Genomic DNA, 19,196 nt, shown 5'->3' with positions numbered 1-19,196 from the left:
CCGGTTCAGGCGTTGTCGGCCAGGAAGCGGTCGTAGCCGTCCTGGTCCATCAGGCTATCGAGGTCAGCAGGGTTGCTGGCCTGGATACGGAAGAACCAGCCGTCCTGCATGGGCGAGGCGTTGATCAGCTCAGGGTCGTCGGCCAGTGCCTGGTTAACCGCCACCACCGTGCCCTTCACCGGCATGGTGATGTTGCTGGCGGCCTTTACCGACTCGAGCACCGCGACTTCATTGCCTTCCCCGTACTCGCCAGGCTCCGGCAGTTGCACGAACACCACGTCACCCAGCGCCTGCTGGGCATAGCTGGTGATGCCGACGGTCAGCTCGCCGGTCGCTTCCAGACGCAGCCATTCGTGTTCGGGCGTAAAACGCAGAGTGCTCATGGACGTTCCTCTCTTGTTATCGGGTGGGTCCCTGTGCGGGACTGCCAGACACAAGAGCAAGGGCGATGCCAACTCAGTATTTTCTATATTTATCAGTAGCTTGGAGCATGCGATCGAACGTTTCGAAGTACCTGCAGCGGAGCGTATTCGCTCCACCGCCAGCGCCCGGCAATCATCGATTGTGGGGCCCGCCACTGGATGCGGGCTCCACAGCAAAACGGAGCGCAATCACTCCAGTGGAGCGCATTCGAACCGGGTCAGCTACGAGACCCGGCTGGCGATGCCGTACTTGCGCAGGCGCTGACCGATGGCCGTGTGGGAAGTCTGCAGCCGCACGGCCAGTTGCCGGGTCGAGGGGTAGCTCTGGTACAAGTTCTCCAGCAAGGCCTTTTCAAAGGCCTGCACGGCGGCCTCCAGGCTGACGATTTCCGCCCCCTCGGCCTGCTGACTGCTCAATGCGGTGCCGGCCAGTTCCAGGTCGTCGCAGTCGATCACCTCGCCTTCGCTGATGGCTGCTGCGCGGAAAATCACGTTCTGCAACTGACGCACATTGCCTGACCAGCGATTGCCCAACAGCAGCGGATGGGTGGCCAACGCCAGGCGGCAGGGTGAGCGCTGTATCTGCGCACAGGCCTGGCGCAGGAAATGTTCGGCCAGCAGCAGAATGTCCTTGCCGCGCTCGCGCAGGGGCGGCACCTTCAGGTTGAGCACGTTCAGCCGGTAGTACAGGTCTTCGCGAAAACTGCCCTCCATCACCATGTTTTCCAGGTTACGGTGGGTGGCACAGACCACCCGCACATTCACCCGCACCTCGTTGCCACCCCCCACCCGGCGAAAACTGCCGTCGTTGAGAAAGCGCAGCAGCTTGGCCTGCAGGTAGGGCGACATCTCGCCCACTTCATCGAGAAACACCGTACCGCCATCGGCCAGCTCCAACAGGCCCGGCTTGCCACCGCGCTGGGCGCCGGTGAAGGCGCCGGCGGCGTAGCCGAACAGCTCGCTTTCGGCCAGGCTTTCGGGCAGCGCTGCGCAGTTCAGCGCCAGGAATGACGTATCGCGCCGGGCACTGAGCGCATGGCAGGCACGGGCCACCAGCTCCTTGCCCGTACCGGTCTCGCCCTGGATCAGCAACGGCGCCTCCAGGCTCGCCACTTTGTGCAAGCGCGCCTTGAGCGCCTGCAGTGCGGCCGATTCCCCCAGCAACGCCCCAAGCCCTTCACCGTTGTCATGCAGCAGCGAGGCCAGGCGCTCGCCGATGCGGCTGGGTGGGTACAGGGTCAGCAAGCCCCCCACCAGGCCTTCGCCGCCGCCGCTGATGGGCGTGGCCTCCAGCAGCAGGGACTGGTCCTGAAAGCTCACCTCGCACATGGGCAGGCGAAAACCCTTGTCGATCAGGTTCTGCGCCAGGTTCGGCTCGGCAAACAGCTTGCTCAACGGCTCACCCGCCGGCTCGTGGCCCACCAGGCTGACCAGCGTCGGGTTGGCCAGCAGCACATGGCCAGCGGGGTCCACTGCCAGCACCGGGTCGCTCATGGCGGCCAGCAAGGCCTCTAGCTGCAAGCGCCGGCGGTGGCCGGGCAGGAAGTCGACCAGCGACACCTCCTGCACACCGTCCACCCCCAACAAGGCGGCATACAGTTCATCCAGCACGACCGGGGACAGCGTCGGGGCATCGATGTAGACGTTCGGTGGAATCATTTCCACCGCGTCCAGGTTGAGGTTGCGCGCCCCGAGCAGCGACAGGATTTCCTGGGTGATGCCGACACGGTCGACAAAATTGACGTGGATTCTCATCTAAGCTCCTCAGCCAAAATCCGTGTTTGGCAACAAGACAACAAGGGGACAGCGCAGCGCGCCGTCCCCTTGGGCAACACATGAATGGGCCGGTCAATCAGCGTCAAACGACAACTGCGCCGTCGCCTGTTTTTTCTGGCGGATGGACCGGTACGCCAGGCCCAGCACGGCAAACCACACCGGCACCAGGTACAACGCCATGCGGGTGTCGGCCTCCAATGCCAGCAATGCCAGGATGCAGGCGAAGAACGCCAGGCATACCCGGCACATCACGGTGCCGCCCGGCATCTTGTACTTCGACGCCTGGTGCAACGGGTCGCGCTGCTTGCGGTACGCCAGGTACGACAGCAGGATGATCGACCAGACAAACATGAACAGCAGTGCCGATACCGTGGTAATCAGGGTGAAGGCATCGAGCATGTTCGGCACCAGGTAGATCACCAGCGCCCCGCCGGTCAGGCACATACACGAGAAGATCAGGCCATTGGAGGGCACGGCACGGCGGGACAGTGCGCCGAACTTGCCAGGCGCATCACCGTCCATCGCCAGGCCGTAAAGCATGCGGCTGGTCGAGAACACGCCGCTGTTGGCCGACGACATGGCCGAGGTCAGTACCACGAAGTTGATGATGCCTGCGGCTGCCGGCAGGCCGGCCAGCACGAACAACTCGACGAAGGGGCTCTTGTTGGCCACCACTTCACGCCACGGGGTAACGGCCATGATGGCGATCAGCGCCAGCACATAGAACACGATGATGCGCACCGGAATCGAGTTGATCGCCCGCGGCAGGTTGCGCTCCGGGTTCTTGGTTTCGGCCGCAGTCGTACCCACCAGCTCGATGCCGACGAAGGCAAACACCGCTATCTGAAAGCCCGCGAAAAAGCCCATGGCGCCGTGGGGGAACATCCCGCCGTCGTTCCACAGGTTGGCCAGCGCTGCGGCATGCCCGGCCGGCGACTGATAGGCCGCCGCCACCATGTAGAAGCCGGTGCAGACCAGCGCGCAAATGGCCACGATCTTGATCATGGCGAACCAGAACTCCATTTCCCCGAACATCTTGACGGTCATCAGGTTCAACGTCAGCAACAGCCCCACGCAGGTCAGCGCCGGTATCCACAATGGCATGTCGGGGAACCAGAATTGTGTATAGGCAGAAATGGCAATCACATCGGCAATGCCGGTGACAATCCAGCAGAACCAGTAGGTCCAGCCGGTAAAGAACCCCGCCCACGGCCCTAGCAGGTCAGCAGCAAAGTCGATGAACGATTTGTATTGCAAGTTGGACAGCAACAGCTCGCCCATTGCGCGCATGACGAAGAACAGCATGAAGCCGATGATCATGTAGACAAAGATGATGGAAGGCCCAGCCAGGCTGATGGTCTTGCCAGAACCCATGAACAGGCCGGTGCCGATGGCACCGCCGATGGCGATCAGCTGGATATGGCGGTTGGACAGGTTGCGTTTGAGTGCGTGTGCGTCACCTTCAGGCGGGCAGTGACCGTGCGGCAAGTTAGTCATTGTTATGTACCTTGCTGGTTTAATTGTTTTTATAACGTCACAAGTTCAACCCTCGGGACCGGATGAACAACGTTCAGTGCCGAGCGAGTGCAAGGTGGGGGGGAGCAAGGTCTGTGCCAAGCGCAAATACTGCGAGTTAGAGGGGTTCTGGCGAAAAGGGCTGGACCGGCTGTAAAGAAGTCACTCCATCTATTTGCGTCAATCAGGCCGTTGTGCTGCCCCAGGCATCGCCAGCGCTGTACTTGCACCCCCTGTATCGAAATCATTCCAATGGAGCGCATTCAGTCCAATCTCATGGCCTGGACTGGCCTCTGTGGGAGCGGCCTTGTGTCGCGAAAGGGCTGCAAAGCAGCCCCAGCAATTTGTGCTTCTGCGCTGAAATCCTGGGGCTGCTTTGCTGCCCTTTCGCGACACAAGGCCGCTCCCACATTGACCGCGTCAACCGGTAGTTTAACGGACAGGCATCTCGCGCACCGGCTTGCGGCTACGCTGCTCTTCTTCCCAGCCCCCCACCAGCCCAACCGGCACATCAGCCGGTGCCAGCGGCTGGCGCCCGCGCACCAGGTCGGCGGCGCGCTCGGCCAGCATGATGGTCGGGGCGTTGAGGTTGCCATTGGGCTCGCTCGGGAACACCGAGGAGTCGATCACCCGCAGCCCCTGCAAGCCGTGTACACGCAACGCAGAGTCCACCACTGCCATGTCATCCTCGCCCATGCGGCACGAGCCGCACGGGTGCATGGTGCTTTCCATGTTGGCGCGCACGAAGGCGTCGATTTCTTCGTCGGTCTGCACCTGCGGCCCCGGCGCCAGCTCTTCGCCGCGGTAGCGGTCCATGGCCGGCTGGGCGATGATCTCGCGGGTCAGCCGCACACAGCGGCGGAAGCCCTCGCGGTCCTCTTCGCTCGCCAGGTAGTTGAAGCGGATTTGCGGGTGCTGGTAAGGGTCGGCCGACAACGCCCGCACATGGCCCCGGCTCTTGGGCTTGTTGGGCCCGGTCAGCACCATGAAGCCATGCCCCTTGAAGGGCTTGTCGCCGTCGTAGCGCATGGCCGCTGGCAGGAAGTGAAACTGGATGTCCGGCCAGCGCAGGCCCTTGGACGAACGGATGAAGCCGCCCGCCTCGAAGTGGTTGCTGGCCCCCAGGCCGTCCTTGAACAGCAACCAGCGCAAGCCGATCAGGGCCTTGCCCAACAGGTTCATCTTGCCGTTGAGGGTTACCGGCTCCTTGCACGCATACTGGATGTAGATTTCCGAGTGGTCCTGCAGGTTCTCGCCCACCCCAGGCAAGTCGTGGCGCACCTCGATACCGGCGTTTTTCAGCACCGCAGCCGGGCCGATGCCGGAGCGCTGCAGCAAGTGCGGCGAACCGATCGGGCCAGACGCCACCAGCACCTCGCGGTTGCACATGACTTTGTGCGTCTGCCCGCCCTGGTCGTACTCCACGCCCACCGCCCGCTTGCCCTCCAGCAAGATGCGCCGAGTCATGGCATGGGTGATCACGGTCAGGTTCGGCCGGCTCATGGCCGGGCGCAGGTAGGCATTGGCGGTGGACCAGCGCACGCCATCCTTCACCGTCATGTGCATGGCACCAAAGCCTTCCTGCATGTAGCCGTTGCAGTCGTCGGTCTTGATGTAGCCGGCCTCGGCACCGGCTTCGATCCAGGCACCGTACAGCGGGTTTCTCATGTTGTTGCCGTTATTGGTCGACAGCGGCCCCGCCCCGCCCCGGTAGTCGTCACCACCGAATTTGTATTGCTCGGCACGTTTGAAATACGGCAGGCAATTGCGGTAGCTCCAGTTTTTCGCGCCCAGGCTTTCCCACTCATCGAAGTCACAGGCATGGCCACGGATGTACACCAGGCCATTGATCGACGACGAACCGCCCAGCACCTTGCCCCGTGGGCAGTGCAGGCGCCGGTTATCGAGGTGCGGCTCAGCCACGGTCTCGTAGTGCCAGTTGTATTTTTTGGTGTTCATCGGCAAGGAGAACGCACTGGGCATCTGGATCAGCACGCTGCGGTCGCTGCCGCCGAACTCCAGTACCAGTACCGAAGTACCGGCGTCTTCGCTGAGGCGGTTGGCCAACACGCAGCCGGCCGAGCCCGCACCGATGATGATGTAGTCGTATCGCTTGGTCATTGTTCTAGTCCTGTGCGCGAAGGCCTACGGCCTCGATATTGCGTGCATTACGCTTTGGGTAGCCGCCCCAACCCAGGCGTGCTGCCAGCAGTCGGGTCAGGCCGTAGTGCACCAGCCCGGCCAGCAGGCAGGACGGTAGCGAGGCCGTGGCGAAGGTGAAGAAGTCGGTATGGGCCAGGGTTTGCGGGTTGAACACCACCACGTAGACCGCAAAGCCCGCCGCCAGCGCCACCAGCGCGACGGGGTTGAAGCCTTTGCAGTAGCGCAAGGGCGACACGCTCTGTTCGGCGTAGATGTGCCGCAGGTTCAGGCGTTGCTTGCGCAGGAAGAAGTAATCGGCGATGCCGATACCGGCCAGGGCGCTGTTAAGGGCGGAGGTCCATACCAGGAAGATGAAGAAGCCATCGTAGATCCCCGGCAGCAACACCACGATAACCACCGGGATGATGCAGAACAGCGCGATCAACACCCCCCAACCCACACTGCGCAGGCGTTCGCCTGCCAGCTGGCGCAAGCCGATCACTGCGGTGTAGAGGATGTTGACCATGCCGGTCAGGTTCGCCAGCGCCAGGAAACTCAAGGCGATGATACCGAAGCCCATGCCACCGGCCAGGCGCATCCACGCCGTGGGGTCGCTGCTGCCCAGGGTGGTGGCCGCGAACAGGCTGACCGACTCACCCAGCGAAGCGGCGCCGAAGATGCCCACCAGGTTGGGCCAGAAGGCCGTACGCTGGTTGCTGCACAGGCGCGACAGGTTGCCGATGTAGGGCCACCACGAAAAGCCCGCAGCAATGTTGATTTCCACCGCGACCATGAAGTTGACGTGCGGGTTCTCGAAGGGTGGCTGCAAGGGCGGCATGGCCAGCAGTTCGTCGAGGCTGTAGCGCCGGGAAATGAAGTACATCAGTGCCAGCATGATCAGGATCAGGCTGGGTGCGATCACCGCACTCAGGCGGCGGATCATGTCCGGCCCGCGCATGGCAACCAGGGCCGCCAGCACAATGGCCAGCAAAGCCCCGGCGGTTACCAGCCAACCGTCTGCGCCGGGCTGGCGCTGTTGCACCAGGGTCTCGAGGTTGTCCAGCGCCCGCCCGCACATCAGCCCAAGCACCGCCAGCCACCCCATGGTCAGCACCACCACCGAGAGGAAGTAGACCAGGCGGCTGCCATTGAGGCCGAACATGCTGCGCAGGAAGGTGAACTGCTCGACGCCGTACTTGCCACAGGGCAGGCAGGTGGACGAGGCAGCCAGCACCACGCCGATAATGTTGCCGATGATGATCGCCGCAATCCCTTGCAAGGGCCCGACGAACAGCGCCGTGGCGCCGCCGATCAGGAACACCCAGGTGGCCACCGCCAGCGCCGAGTTGGCGTAGGCAAAGCCCCAGAAGCCCCAGACCCGCTCACCGGGTAGCAAGGGGGTGTCGCCACGTTCCGCACCCAGGCGAAACTCCTGCTCGCGGGAGGCGCTCATGGCTGGCCTCCCAGGTAGTACGCGCCAGCAATCATCACCAGCACCAGCAGGGTAAGTGCAACCACGTCAGCCGCCGTCAAGGCGCCCGGCCACTGCACACGCTTCTCCAATTCCTCGTAGGCGCACAGGCGCCTTTCCAGGTCCTGCGCACGTTCCACATCCACTTGGCTGTTCATCGGCATCACCTCGACAGGTTCTTGTTCTTGAAATTCGATGCTTGATTGAACCTGCGTCGCTCGCCAAACCTCAGCGACGCAGACAGGCCCTGAACCTCAGGGCAAGGTGATCCAGACCGCCTTGGTCTCCAGCAGAAACTCCAGTTGTTCCGCGCCCAGGTCCTTGCCATAGCCCGACTGCTTGTAGCCACCGAACGGCATGGCCGGGTCGAGGGTGCTGTGGGCGTTGACGTACACGGTACCGGCCCGCAACTGCGGGATCAGCCCGTGCACCCTGCCCAGGTCGTTGGAGTAGATCGCCGCGGCCAGGCCGAACAGCGAGTCGTTGGCCAGGGCCAGGGCCTGCTCCTGGGTATCGAACGGCTGGGTGACCAGCACCGGGCCAAAGATTTCCTCGCTGACGATGCGCATGTCGTTGCGGCAGTGGGCGAAGATTGTCGGCTGCACGTAAAAGCCCGGGCCGTCCAGCGGCTCGCCGCCATAGTGCACCTGCGCGCCTTCAGCCTTGCCCAGAGCAATGTAATCCAGCACCCGCTGCTGCTGTTGCTGCGACACCATGGGGCTGATGAAACACTCAGGGTCGAGCCCCGGGGCGATCTTCAACGTCGCGGTGTAGCGCGCCAGCGCTTCGAGAAATGCCGGGTAGACACTGCGCTCGATGTAAGCACGGGTACCGGCGTCGCACACTTGCCCGGAATTGAAGAATACGCCGTTGGCCACGGCTTGCGCCGCCGCCTCGATGTCCGCGTCGGCAAACACGATCACTGGCGACTTGCCGCCCAGTTCGAGGGTGAGGCGCTTCATCTGGTCCATCGCCGTCTTGCCCACTGTACAACCCACCGGGGTAGAGCCGGTAAAGCTCAGCTTGTCGATGCCCGGGTGGCTGGACATCGCCTGGCCGACCACGCTGCCGCGCCCGGTCACGATGTTAACCACCCCGTCGGGAATTCCTGCCGCCTGTACCAGTTCGGCAAAGCGCAGTGCCGACAGCGAGGTCAGCTCCGCCGGCTTGACCACCACGGTGCAGCCGGTGGCCAGCGCTGCGCCCAGTTTCCAGGCCATGGTTTGCAGCGGGAAATTCCACGGCACGATGGCGCCGACCACCCCTACCGCTTCCTTGCGGGTGTATGCCAGGTAATTGCCTGGTAGCGAAGGCTCGACGGTGCGGCCATGAATCTTGCTGGCCCAACCGGCGAAATAGCGCAGGGTGTCGACCGTGCCCTGAATGTCGACAGCACGCGCCTGCACCACCGACTTGCCCATGTCGATGGCTTCAATCTGCGCCAGTTCGTCGCCGTGGGTTTCGATCAGGTCGGCCAGGCGATGGATCAGGCGTTCGCGCTCCAGCGGTTTCAGCTGGCTCCAGGCGCCACCGTCGAACTGCGCACGCGCGGCGCGCACCGCACGGTCAAGGTCATCTGCGGTACCCATGGGGATGCGCGTCAGTACCCCTTCGGTAGAGGGCTCGACCACCTCGGCGCTGCCACCGTCGCTGGCTTCCAGCCAGGCACCCCCAATGAACATGCGCTGCGGCTTGCTGAGAAAGCGCTGGGTCGCCTCGCTAACACCAAAGGCCTGCAAATAGGCTTTTACCTTGTTGTCCACAGTACAGTCTCCGGGTCAGCGGGCTTTGGCGCGCGCGTGGAAAATGAAGCCGATGCTGTTCATCAGCAGTTGCGCGGCAAGGATCGAGGTCATGCCGGTGGGGTCGTAGGCCGGGGCCACTTCGACCAGGTCCATACCGACAATGCGGCCGTGGCTGCGCTTGGCCAGCGCCTGGATGATTTCCAGTACTTCGTAGTAAAGGAACCCGCCATGGCTCGGCGTGCCGGTGCCAGGGGCAATGGAGGGGTCGAAGCCGTCGATGTCGATGGTGATGTAGTAGTTGCGCCCTTCCGGGATTTTCGCCAGCACCCCCTCGCAGCCCAGGCGGCGAACGTCACGTACCGAAAGAATCTGCGAGCCGGCCTCGCGAGCGGCGTCGTAGTCGTCGCGGTTGGATGACGACACGTTGCGGATACCCATCTGGGTCATGCCGACGATGTGATCCAGCTCCGAGGCGCGGCGCAGTGGGCTGTCGTGGCCATAGCGCACGCCATGGCGCTCGTCGACGAAGTCCAGGTGGGCATCGAAATGCACGATGTGGATCGGCCCGTGGCCTTCGAACGCCTTGATCACCGGGGCATGCACCGAATGGTCACCGCCCAGTACCACCGGCATGGCGCCGGCTGCGAGGATCTGCCTGACGGCCGCCTCGATGTTGGCGTTGCTGCTGACCATGTCGGTGTGCACGATGTCGGCATCGCCCACATCGACCATGCGCACCTGGTCTTCGGTCAGGTAGGTGGCGTCATCCTCGAAGTCGTAGGCACCGGCATGGCCGAAGGAAAACAGGGTGGATGCCTCGCGAATGCCACGCGGCCCGAAACGCGCCCCTGAACGCCACTGGGTGCCCATGTCGTTGGGCGCGCCCAAAATCGCCACGTCGGCGTCGATAGCCTCCCAGTCGGTGCATACCGGCGCCTTGGCGAACGTGCAATGGCCCACGAAAGGCAGGTTCAGGCGGCCGGACTCATAACCGTGTTTTGCCATGTTCTGGTTTCTCCACTTCTTGTTGTATGTCAGGAGACGGGGCGACTGCTCGACCACCGTTGCAGCCACTATGGCAACCACCGGGGCAGGGAAAAATGCGCAAGTGCAGATACATACATCGCCCCTTCCGATGTATCCGAAGGCGATACGGGCGGGCAACGCCAGGCATTGCAGCGGCCTGGCACTCATGGTTAGCTTGCGCAACAAGAACAATGCACGGGCGCTCATATCAGCACGGGCGATGTGAGGCCCGGCCGGGAGGCTAAGGTGATCCAGCTCCACGATGTCGACCTGAAGCTGCTCAGGGTATTCACCACTATCGTCCGGTGCGGCGGCTTTTCTGCCGCGCAGGCGGCACTCAATGCCGGCCAGTCGACCATCAGCGAACAGATGACGCACCTGGAAACCCGCCTGGGGGTCAAGCTGTGCCAACGCGGGCGCAGCGGCTTTCGCCTGACCGAGCAAGGGGTGGCGATCCATGAGGCAACCTTGCGCTTGCTCAGTGCCGTGGAGAGCTTTTGCCTGGACGCCGACGTGCTCAAGCAGCACATCAGCGGCAAGCTCAACCTGGGCATCATCGACTCCACCCTGACCGACCCCGTCTCGCCGCTACCGCGCACCACCCAGCGCTTTGTTTCACGCGGGCACGATGCCCACCTGCACATCTACATCGGTGCCCCGGCAGAACTCGAAGAGCGCGTGCTGGATGGCAGGCTGCACCTGGCCATCGGCCATTTCCCGCTACGGGTGGCTGGCTTGTCCTACCTGCCGCTGTATGACGAGGCCCTGGGGCTTTACTGTGGCCGGCGCCACCCGTTGTTCGCCAGCAATGCAGCCAACGGCCGGCTGATGGAAGACGTGCGCCAGAGCCGTATCGTGGTGCGTGGCTACATGCAACAGTACGACCTGGAGCAACTGGGCATCGCCAAGGCCGACGCAACGGTGGAGAACATCGAGGCAGCGGCGATCCTGATCATTTCCGGGGCCTACATCGGTTTTTTGCCCGGGCACTTTGCCGAGCAGTGGGTCAAGACGGGCGAAATGCGTCGCCTGGGGGCCAGCACGCTGGACCTCAGCTCACCCTTCGAAGTGGTGACCCGGCGCGGAGTGTCGCGCCCGCCCATCCTGCAGGCCTTTCTGGAGGACCTGGCGGCCTGCACCAGCCAGCCTGGGGTGCCATGAGCCGCAGGCTCAGCCGGCTTGGGCCAGCTGCACCTGCAGAAACGCCATCAATGCCCCTGCCGCAGGTGACAAGCTGCGCCCCTTGCGGGTGAGCATGCCGATATGCCGCTCGACCTTGGGCTCCACAAGCGGTACGAACGCCAGCTTTTCGTTCTCCTGCGGAAAGGCGAGGTACGGCAGCGTGCTGATCCCCACCCCCTCCTCCAGCATGGCGATCAACGAAATCATGTTGGAAATGAACAGCCGGCTGTGCGTCAGCAACCCCTCGGCCTCGGTGCCGGCCAGCAGTTGCGAGGTGCCATTGCGAATCATCGGCTCGCCCTGCAACTGCGCCCAGTGCAGGGCATCACCCGCCTGCGCCAACGGGTGGTCACTGCGGCACACGACGCCCACCTGATCATTCACGATCGGGGCGAATTCGAGCTGCTCATCGTCCACCCACAGGCTGCTGATGCCGAAATCCACCTGCCCTTGGGCCAGCAACTGCTGCACACGTTCGGCCGTGCCATCCTGGATGCTGACCTGTACGTTCGGGTGCGCGGCCACGAAGCGGGCCAGCGGCCCTGGCAGCATGCGGCTGGCCACTGAAGGCACGGTGGCGATGCTGACCTGGCCGATTTCATGCCGGGCAAGCAGCGTGGCTTCACGGGCAATGCGGTCATGGTGCTCGATCAAGCCACGAAACAACGGCAGGCAATGCTCGCCGAATGGCGTCAGCTCTACCCGCCCCCCACCCTTCTCGACCAGTGCCTGCCCCAGCTTTTGCTCCAGCTCACGCACGGCCAGGGATATCGCCGGCTGGGTGCGAAAGGCCTGTCGGGCGGCCGCATGGAAGCTCTTGAGTTCAGCGACCAGTACGAAGTAGCGCAACTGGGCGATCTTCAGCTCGGGCAACATGGTTAGCATTCCTTATCAAAGCATTTTTTTTATTAATTTTTATTTGCTGCATATTGCTCGCATCATGAATGCCATGCAAACAGAGGCGTTCATCCATGTCACACAAGCCCTACAACAACTACATTGATGGCCAGTGGTGCGAAGGCCACACCACCCTGGGCAACTACAGCCCCTCGGACACCGGCGACCTGATCGGCCAGTACCAGCAGGCCAGCGCCGAACAGGTCCGCCAGGCCATCCAGGCCGCCCGTGCCGCACAGCCCCTGTGGGCCGCCAGCGGCCTGGAAGCCCGCCAGCAAGTGCTGATGGCCATCGGCGATGAACTGATTGCGCGCAAGCAGGAGCTCGGCGAGCTGCTCTCGCGAGAAGAAGGCAAGCCCCTGGCCGAAGGCATCGGCGAGGTCAACCGCAGCGGCCAGTTCTTCCATTACTACGCCGCCGAAGTACTGCGCCAGATGGGCGAGACCGCCGCCTCGGTGCGCGCCGGGATCGACATCGAAGTGCATCGCGAACCGGTGGGTGTGGTGGGCATCATTACCCCGTGGAACTTCCCCATGGCCACCGCCGCCTGGAAAATCGCCCCGGCCCTGGCCTTCGGCAACGCCGTGGTGTTCAAGCCGGCCAACCTGGTGCCGGCCAGCGCCTGGGCACTCACCGAGATCATCAGCCGCCAGAGCCTGCCCAGCGGCACCTTCAACCTGGTGATGGGCAGCGGCGCCGACGTCGGCGAGGCGCTGGTGCAGTCCGCTGACATCGATGCCCTGACGTTCACCGGTTCGCTGCAGACTGGCCGGCGCGTGGCGGTCGCCACCGCAGGTAACCTGGTGCGCTGCCAGCTGGAAATGGGCAGCAAGAATGCCTTGGTGGTCATGGATGACGCCGACCTCGAACTGGCCGTGGAATGCGCCCTCAACGGCGCCTTCTTCGGCACCGGGCAGAAGTGCACCGCGTCTTCACGGCTGATCGTGTGCGACGCCATCCACGACCGTTTCGTCGAGGCCCTGCGCCAGCGCATGCGCCAGCTCAAGGTCGGCCATGCCCTGGAGGCCGGCGTGCAGATCGGCCCGGTTGCCGACGCGCGCCAGCTGGAACAGAACCTGGCCTACCTGCAGCTGGCGCAGGCCGAAGGCGCCACCCTGATCGAAGGTGGCGAACGCCTGCAACTGGAGAGCGACGGCTACTACATGCGCCCGGCGCTGTTCATCGACAGCCGCAACGACATGCGCATCAACCGCGAGGAGGTGTTCGGCCCCATCGCCTGCGTGATCCGCGTACGTGACTTCGAAGAGGCGCTGGCCACGCTCAACGACACCGAATACGGCCTTACCGCCGGCATCATCACCCAGTCGCTGCGCCACGCCAGCCACTTCAAGCGCCGTGCCCAGACCGGCTGCGTGATGGTCAATCTCCCTACCGCCGGTACCGACTACCACGTGCCGTTCGGCGGCCGCAAAGCTTCGAGTTTCGGCCCACGGGAGCAGGGCCAGTACGCCCGTGACTTCTACACCGTGGTCAAGACCACCTACCTGCGGCCCTGAAGGAGTACACGCCATGCATGACCTTTTGATGATCGACGGCCTGCAGTACTCCAACTGGAGCCCGGAAATTTTCCAGCAGATGCAGGCCGGTGGCCTGAGTGCGGTACACGCCACCATCGCCTACCACGAAAACGCCCGCGAAACCCTGTCACGCCTGGGTGAATGGAACCGCCGCTTCGAGACCTGGCCCGAGCTGATCCGCCCGGTGCGCACGGCCAGCGACATCCGCCTGGCGCACGAGGAAGGCCGGGTGGGGATTTTCTTCGGTTTCCAGAACTGCTCGCCGATCGAGGACGACATCGCCCTGGTGGAGGTCTTCCGCCAGCTCGGGGTGTTTGTCATGCAACTGACCTACAACAACCAGAGCCTGCTGGCCAGCGGCTGCTATGAGCGCGAAGACAACGGCATCAGCCGCTTTGGCCGCCAGGTGATCGCCGAAATGAACCGGGTCGGCATGCTCATCGACATGTCCCACAGCGCCGAGCGCAGCACCCTGGAGGCGATCGAGCTGTCCAGCCGACCGGTGATCATCTCCCACGCCAACCCGGCCAGCTTCCACGCCGCCAAACGCAACAAGTCCGATGCGGTGCTGCGCGGGATCGCAGCATCAGGTGGGCTGCTGGGCTTCAGCACCTACCCGTTCCACCTCAAGGGTGCTTCGCAGTGCAGCCTGGAAAGCTTCTGCGACATGGTCGCGCGCACCGCCGACCTGATGGGCGTGGCGCATATCGGCATCGGCACCGACTTGTGCCAGGCGCAACCGCTGGCCGTGCTGGAATGGATGCGCAACGGCCGCTGGAGCAAGGACAAGGACTACGGCGAAGGCTCCAAGGACAACGCCAACTGGCCGGCGCCCTTGCAGTGGTTCCGCGACAGCCGCGATTTCGGCAACATCGCCCAGGGCCTGCGCGCCCGTGGCTTTGCCGAACAGGACGTGGCCAACATCATGGGGCTGAACTGGTTGCGCCTGCTGGAAACCGCCACCACGGCACAGGCCTGAGCCCCTTGCACGGACAGCATCAACAATAACAACAATCGCAGGTTCCGGAGGCTTCATGAAAAACCCAACCACCCTGCAGGCTGAAGGCCAGGCCATGGGCCTGCCAATGGCACGCGACATCGACTGGCCATTGTTCCTGATCAGCGGCGGCTTCCTCGGCGCCTTCCTGCTGGCGGCGCTGATCGATATCGACAGCGTGTCGGCGCTGGTCAACACGCTGTTCGCCTGGTCGACCAGGTTCTTTGGCCTCTACTGGCAAGTGCTGATGCTGGCAACCTTCGCCGTCAGCCTGTTCATCGGCTTTTCCAGAAGCGGGCGCGTACGCCTGGGCGGCGTTACCCAACGCCCCGACATCAGCACCTTCAACTGGATCGCCGTCATCATGTGCGCCCTGCTGGCAGGTGGCGGCGCCTTCTGGGCCGCTGCCGAACCCTTGATGCACTTTGCCAGCCCGCCGCCCTTCTTCGCCGGCCTGCAGCCGCACAGCGAAGCTGCAGCGACCGCGGCACTGGCGCAATCGTTCGTGCACTGGGGCTTTCTGGCCTGGGCCGTGCTGGGCAGTCTGCTGGCGATCGTGCTGATGCACCTGCACTACGAAAAAGGCCTGCCGCTGGCGCCGCGCACCCTGCTTTACCCGCTGTTCGGCGAGCGGGCGCTCAAAGGCCCGATCGGCACCCTGGCCGACGCCAGCTCGATCATCGCCGTGGTGGCCGGCACCATCGGCCCGATCGGCTTTCTCGGCCTGCAGATCAGCAGCGCCATGCATGCGGTGTGGGGCTTGCCTAACGATATCGTCACCCAGTCGCTGACCATTGTGCTGGTCACGGCCATGTACACCGTCTCGTGCCTGGTGGGCCTCAAAGGCATCCGCTTTGTCAGCGAGATCAACGTCTGGCTGATGATCGGCCTGGCGCTGTTCATGGTGGTGTTCGGGCCGACGCTGTTCATCCTCGGCGGTTTCCCGGCGGCCTTTGCCCTGCATGTGGAACACTTCCTGCCGATGGCAATGTTCCGCGCCGACCCCAAGTGGCTGGACTGGTGGACGGTGTTCTACTGGGGCTGGTTCATCGGCTACGCGCCTATGGTGGCACTGTACGTCGCGCGGATCTCGCGCGGCCGCACCATTCGCGAGATCATCATGACACTGTCGATCATCGCGCCGCTGGTGACCATGTTCTGGTTCACCGTGGTCGGCGGCACCGGTATCGGCCTGGAGCTGCAAACGCCAGGCATCGTCACCGCCCATGGCGCCCAGCCCGAAGACCTGCTGCTGGGGGTGACGCAGAACCTGCCACTGGGAGGCCTGATCAGCGCGTTGTTCCTGTTCCTGAGCTTCATCTCGGTGGCCACCAATGGCGACGCCATGGCCTTCACCGTGGCGCTGGCGATGTCCAGCAACGATAAACCCAAGAAATGGCTGTGCGGTTTCTGGGCCATCGGCATGGGCCTGGCGGCGGTGGTACTGATCACCATCGGCGCAGGCGGTGTGACGGCCCTGCAGTCCTTCATTGTCATTACCGCAGTGCCGGTGTCGCTGGTGATCCTGCCAGCGTTGTGGGATGCAGTGCGCATCGCCCGGCACATGGCCCGCGAACAAGGCGTCTGAACATGATCCATCCAGGTACAACAACAATGGCCGCCAACGTGCCTGCAATACCGGTGTTGCGCCCTGCCAGCCAGGTCATGGACCTGGCCCGGCTGGGCAGCCACTTCCAGAGCCCGCTGAGCTTCGTGCGCAGCAGCATGCGCCGGATGATGCAGCAGCACTGGCGCATCCAGCGCTGTTGCTTCGACCTTGACGGCCAAGGCTTCGGCACCGCGATCTACCGCATCGACACGCCGAATGGCCATTACCACTGCGTGATCTTCTCGGCCTACCTGCCGCCAGAAAAGCGCAGCGACCGGGTGATCGCCGACCAGTGGGACGTCACCTTCGTGCTGGTCAATGGCGATGTCGATGCGGCGCAACTGGCCGACCTGCAGCGCAACGTGCCGCTGCAGGAGGCTGGCCGCTTCGATGCCCGCGTGCTGGTGCTGTCACGGGCCAACCGTAGCTTGCGCAATTTCGACCGGTTTCTGACGGCGCTGGCGCAAGGCCGCCAGCCCGACCCACAGCAACTGGCTGAAGTCGGCTACCTGTATCGCACCACTGCGGTTTACGGCAACGGCAAGTTCGGCATCGCCGACTTTGGCTGCCTGCAAGACAACCCGGACTTCAACCAGCCGTTCAGCGCGCAGATGTTCACGGTCTACCTGCTGCGCCACTTCAGCATCGAGCAGATCAACCACATGGCCCAGGCACTCGACCCACAGCGGGCAGTGCAACTGGCGCCGGCCCTGCAACGCTACCTGGGGGTCGGCAACGCGACCGGGCTGGGCATGGCACCGTTCCTGATCAACCACCCGCAACTGGTGGAACGCTGGATCCACACGCGGGAAACGGCACTGGCCGTGGTGTTGGCGCAGGCGGCCGAACCTGACCAGCTGGCGCGCCTGCAGGGCTTGCTGGCGCGGGCCCGCGTGCACGTGATCCAGACTCAGACCGAAGACCAGCGCCAGCATGAGCAGAACCGGCAAACCGTGACCGAGCTTGCGTTGGTGGCCACCTGGCTAGACGCGCAAGCCGCCGGCGAGGGCCTTTGGCCGCGTTTGCAGGCCTGGGCGCAGGCGCACACCGGGGTGGGCTGCCAGGAGCTGCTGGCAAGCTTGCTGCTGGAGCTGTACCCGGCGCAGGTCACGCCCCTGGCCGAGCACATGGGTGTCAACGAAAGCTGGCAGCTGGATGCCCAAATGCCCCTTGAGCAACTGCGCCAGCTGATAGAGCAGCAGTACGGCTGGGCGCTGGGCTACGACTTCGGTGCGGTGGATGCCGAGCACTTCTTCTGGTACCGCTCGGCCGAAAAAGAGGAGCCGCGCCTGGGCATGCGCGCCGAGGAACCGGGGGCCGACAAAGAAATGCAGCTGGGCATTGCCCGCAATCTCCAGCAGTGCCATGCCGCGCTGCTGCAACACCTGCAGCTAGAGCCTCAGGCGTTGACCGCGCACTTCCTGATCGCGCAACCGGCGTTCAAAGGCACAGTGCGCCGCCTGCAAGGCATGGCACAGACTGCCTACGGTGAAATCCGCGCCAACCTGTTGGCCCGGGACATGCTGCCGATTCACCTGTTGCGCTGCAAACTGGCGTTTTTCGGCGCGGGCAAGTTCGACCCCAAGTCCAGCCGCTGGGTACGTATTACCCTGTTCCAAGGCGCACCGTTGGTGAGTGACATCGGCCAGCCGTTCGCAGACGACTGGAATTTTGCGGTCATGCCGCAAGGGGAGCTTTGACCATGCGCGTATCGCTAAACGAAATACAGGTGATGTGCCGCAAGGCATTCGAAGGCATGGGCTTTGCCGCTGGCGACTGCGAGGATGCCGCCGAGCTGGTGGGCTGGCTGCAACTGCAGGGTCTGGATGGCGTCGGTGCGCTGGAAAAAGCCCTGCTATACCTGCAAGCCGAAGCTGCCCAGCCGTACACCCTGTGCCATGAGGATAGCGCCCTGCTGGTAATCGACGCCAAAGGCCAGAGCGTGCTGCGCTGCGCTGCGACAGTGGTGGAGCTGGCGGCAGCCAAGGCCATGCGCCGTGGTCAGGCCGAACTGCGCATCCGGCACTGCCACAACCGCTTGCTGCTGCTGGGGTACCTGAGCCGGGCAGCGGTGCTGGGGCTGCACGTGCAAGCCCGCTGGGAAGACGCCCGTCAGTGCCACATGGCCGACTTTACCGCCGGCGTCCAGCGCCCGGACCTGCGCAGCGAAGGCCGGCCCGGCGCCATGGATGCGGCCGAGCAAAGCGTCACGGTGCTGTTCAGCCGGCCTGGCCAGACCGCACCGGCGTGCGCCCCTGCGCAGAGCACCTTGCAGCAAGGCTTTACAGTCAACGAACGCACCTGGCAACGGCTCAAGCAGCTGGCCGAAAACATCCTCGTCGAAAGCACCGATACCTCGCGCCGCCATGGCGCAGGCGGCGGCAGCGATGCTGACTGAAGCGGTTAAACACTCAGGAAACCACCCCATGAAAACTGCAATCAAGACCGAGCTGTTCGCCTCCAGAGCCCCTCTGGAATGGGCAGTGGTGGGCAATGGCACGCTCTACACCGCCCAGATACCCATCGATGCACAGGGGCAAGTCGTGGAAGGCGGCATCGAGGCGCAGGCCCGCCAGACACTGGACAACCTGCGCCATACCCTGGAAGCCGCCGGCAGCTCCATGGATGCCGTGACCCAGGTGCTGATCTACGTGACCGACCGTAAATACCTGGCTACCGTCAACAGCCTGTATACCGACTATTTCCAGGCCCCCTACCCTAACCGCGCGGCGATCGTGGTGGCAGGGTTGGCCCGCGAAGAAATGCTGGTGGAACTGGTGGTTTACGCCTGCCTTTGACGGCGTTGAGGGCCTTGAGGCGCTCGCCTGGGGGTTTTCAGCGCCTGTGCGATCGAGCGCCGCCCGCGCGGCGCTCGA

General features: G+C 63.8%; 16 protein-coding genes. 7 read left to right on the top strand and 9 right to left on the bottom strand.

Features of this window, described 5'->3' with window-relative positions:
- Positions 1-5: 5 nt before the first annotated feature.
- The 8 genes from gcvH to speB all read right to left on the bottom strand — a co-directional run bounded on the left by gcvH (position 6) and on the right by speB (position 10,076).
- A complete protein-coding gene (gene gcvH / locus OZ911_RS11425; protein WP_023047041.1) occupies positions 6-383 on the bottom strand; it encodes a glycine cleavage system protein GcvH in 378 nt (125 codons plus the stop codon).
- Positions 384-644: 261 nt separating this feature from the next.
- Positions 645-2,177: a transcriptional regulator GcsR gene (gene gcsR / locus OZ911_RS11420; RefSeq protein WP_023047042.1), complete on the bottom strand. Its 1,533-nt coding sequence runs from the start codon at positions 2,175-2,177 to the stop codon at positions 645-647.
- 93 nt (positions 2,178-2,270) lie between these two features.
- Positions 2,271-3,695: a D-serine/D-alanine/glycine transporter gene (cycA, locus tag OZ911_RS11415; protein WP_016486213.1), complete on the bottom strand. Its 1,425-nt coding sequence runs from the start codon at positions 3,693-3,695 to the stop codon at positions 2,271-2,273.
- A gap of 450 nt (positions 3,696-4,145) precedes the next feature.
- Entirely contained in the window at positions 4,146-5,834 is a 1,689-nt protein-coding gene (betA, locus tag OZ911_RS11410; RefSeq protein ID WP_070086341.1) for a choline dehydrogenase, read from the bottom strand.
- A gap of 4 nt (positions 5,835-5,838) precedes the next feature.
- On the bottom strand, positions 5,839-7,308 hold the full coding sequence (locus OZ911_RS11405) for a cytosine permease (protein WP_016486211.1): 1,470 nt from the start codon (positions 7,306-7,308) through the stop codon (positions 5,839-5,841).
- A complete protein-coding gene (locus OZ911_RS11400) occupies positions 7,305-7,484 on the bottom strand; it encodes a hypothetical protein (RefSeq protein ID WP_016500197.1) in 180 nt (59 codons plus the stop codon). Before OZ911_RS11400 ends, OZ911_RS11405 begins: the two co-directional genes overlap by 4 nt.
- Before the next feature lie 96 nt (positions 7,485-7,580).
- Complete coding sequence (locus OZ911_RS11395) at positions 7,581-9,089, bottom strand: aldehyde dehydrogenase family protein (protein WP_060516744.1); 1,509 nt, start codon at positions 9,087-9,089, stop codon at positions 7,581-7,583.
- A gap of 15 nt (positions 9,090-9,104) precedes the next feature.
- Positions 9,105-10,076 (bottom strand): agmatinase, encoded by a 972-nt coding sequence (speB, locus tag OZ911_RS11390; protein ID WP_268968651.1) that lies wholly within the window; start codon positions 10,074-10,076, stop codon positions 9,105-9,107.
- A gap of 267 nt (positions 10,077-10,343) precedes the next feature.
- On the opposite strand from speB, the gene OZ911_RS11385 reads away from it, so the two are divergent.
- Entirely contained in the window at positions 10,344-11,258 is a 915-nt protein-coding gene (locus OZ911_RS11385; protein ID WP_060516746.1) for a LysR family transcriptional regulator, read from the top strand.
- A 9-nt stretch (positions 11,259-11,267) separates the two neighbouring features.
- Here the strand turns inward: OZ911_RS11385 and OZ911_RS11380 are convergent, their stop codons facing one another.
- Positions 11,268-12,155: a LysR substrate-binding domain-containing protein gene (locus tag OZ911_RS11380; RefSeq protein ID WP_016486205.1), complete on the bottom strand. Its 888-nt coding sequence runs from the start codon at positions 12,153-12,155 to the stop codon at positions 11,268-11,270.
- A gap of 95 nt (positions 12,156-12,250) precedes the next feature.
- Here OZ911_RS11380 and OZ911_RS11375 point away from each other — a divergent pair, with 95 nt between their 5' ends.
- From OZ911_RS11375 to OZ911_RS11350, 6 genes are read left to right on the top strand one after another with little or no spacing between them, the layout of a single operon-like run.
- Positions 12,251-13,693 (top strand): aldehyde dehydrogenase family protein, encoded by a 1,443-nt coding sequence (locus OZ911_RS11375; RefSeq protein WP_016486204.1) that lies wholly within the window; start codon positions 12,251-12,253, stop codon positions 13,691-13,693.
- A 13-nt stretch (positions 13,694-13,706) separates the two neighbouring features.
- On the top strand, positions 13,707-14,693 hold the full coding sequence (locus tag OZ911_RS11370; RefSeq protein WP_016486203.1) for a dipeptidase: 987 nt from the start codon (positions 13,707-13,709) through the stop codon (positions 14,691-14,693).
- Between the two features lie 55 nt (positions 14,694-14,748).
- Positions 14,749-16,299: a BCCT family transporter gene (locus OZ911_RS11365; protein WP_031311637.1), complete on the top strand. Its 1,551-nt coding sequence runs from the start codon at positions 14,749-14,751 to the stop codon at positions 16,297-16,299.
- A 26-nt stretch (positions 16,300-16,325) separates the two neighbouring features.
- Positions 16,326-18,020 (top strand): hypothetical protein, encoded by a 1,695-nt coding sequence (locus tag OZ911_RS11360; RefSeq protein ID WP_023047046.1) that lies wholly within the window; start codon positions 16,326-16,328, stop codon positions 18,018-18,020.
- A gap of 2 nt (positions 18,021-18,022) precedes the next feature.
- Positions 18,023-18,718, top strand: coding sequence for a DUF3726 domain-containing protein (locus OZ911_RS11355; RefSeq protein ID WP_016486200.1), 696 nt, complete (start codon positions 18,023-18,025; stop codon positions 18,716-18,718).
- 28 nt (positions 18,719-18,746) lie between these two features.
- The gene (locus tag OZ911_RS11350; RefSeq protein ID WP_023047047.1) at positions 18,747-19,118 is read left to right on the top strand and encodes a RidA family protein; all 372 of its coding nucleotides are present in this window, start codon (positions 18,747-18,749) and stop codon (positions 19,116-19,118) included.
- The last annotated feature ends 78 nt before the right edge of the window (positions 19,119-19,196 follow it).

This window comes from Pseudomonas fortuita (genome assembly GCF_026898135.2).
Lineage (GTDB): Bacteria > Pseudomonadota > Gammaproteobacteria > Pseudomonadales > Pseudomonadaceae > Aquipseudomonas > Aquipseudomonas fortuita.
Note: the sequence above shows the minus strand (reverse complement) of the source record. Positions and strands in the feature narration are given on the sequence as shown.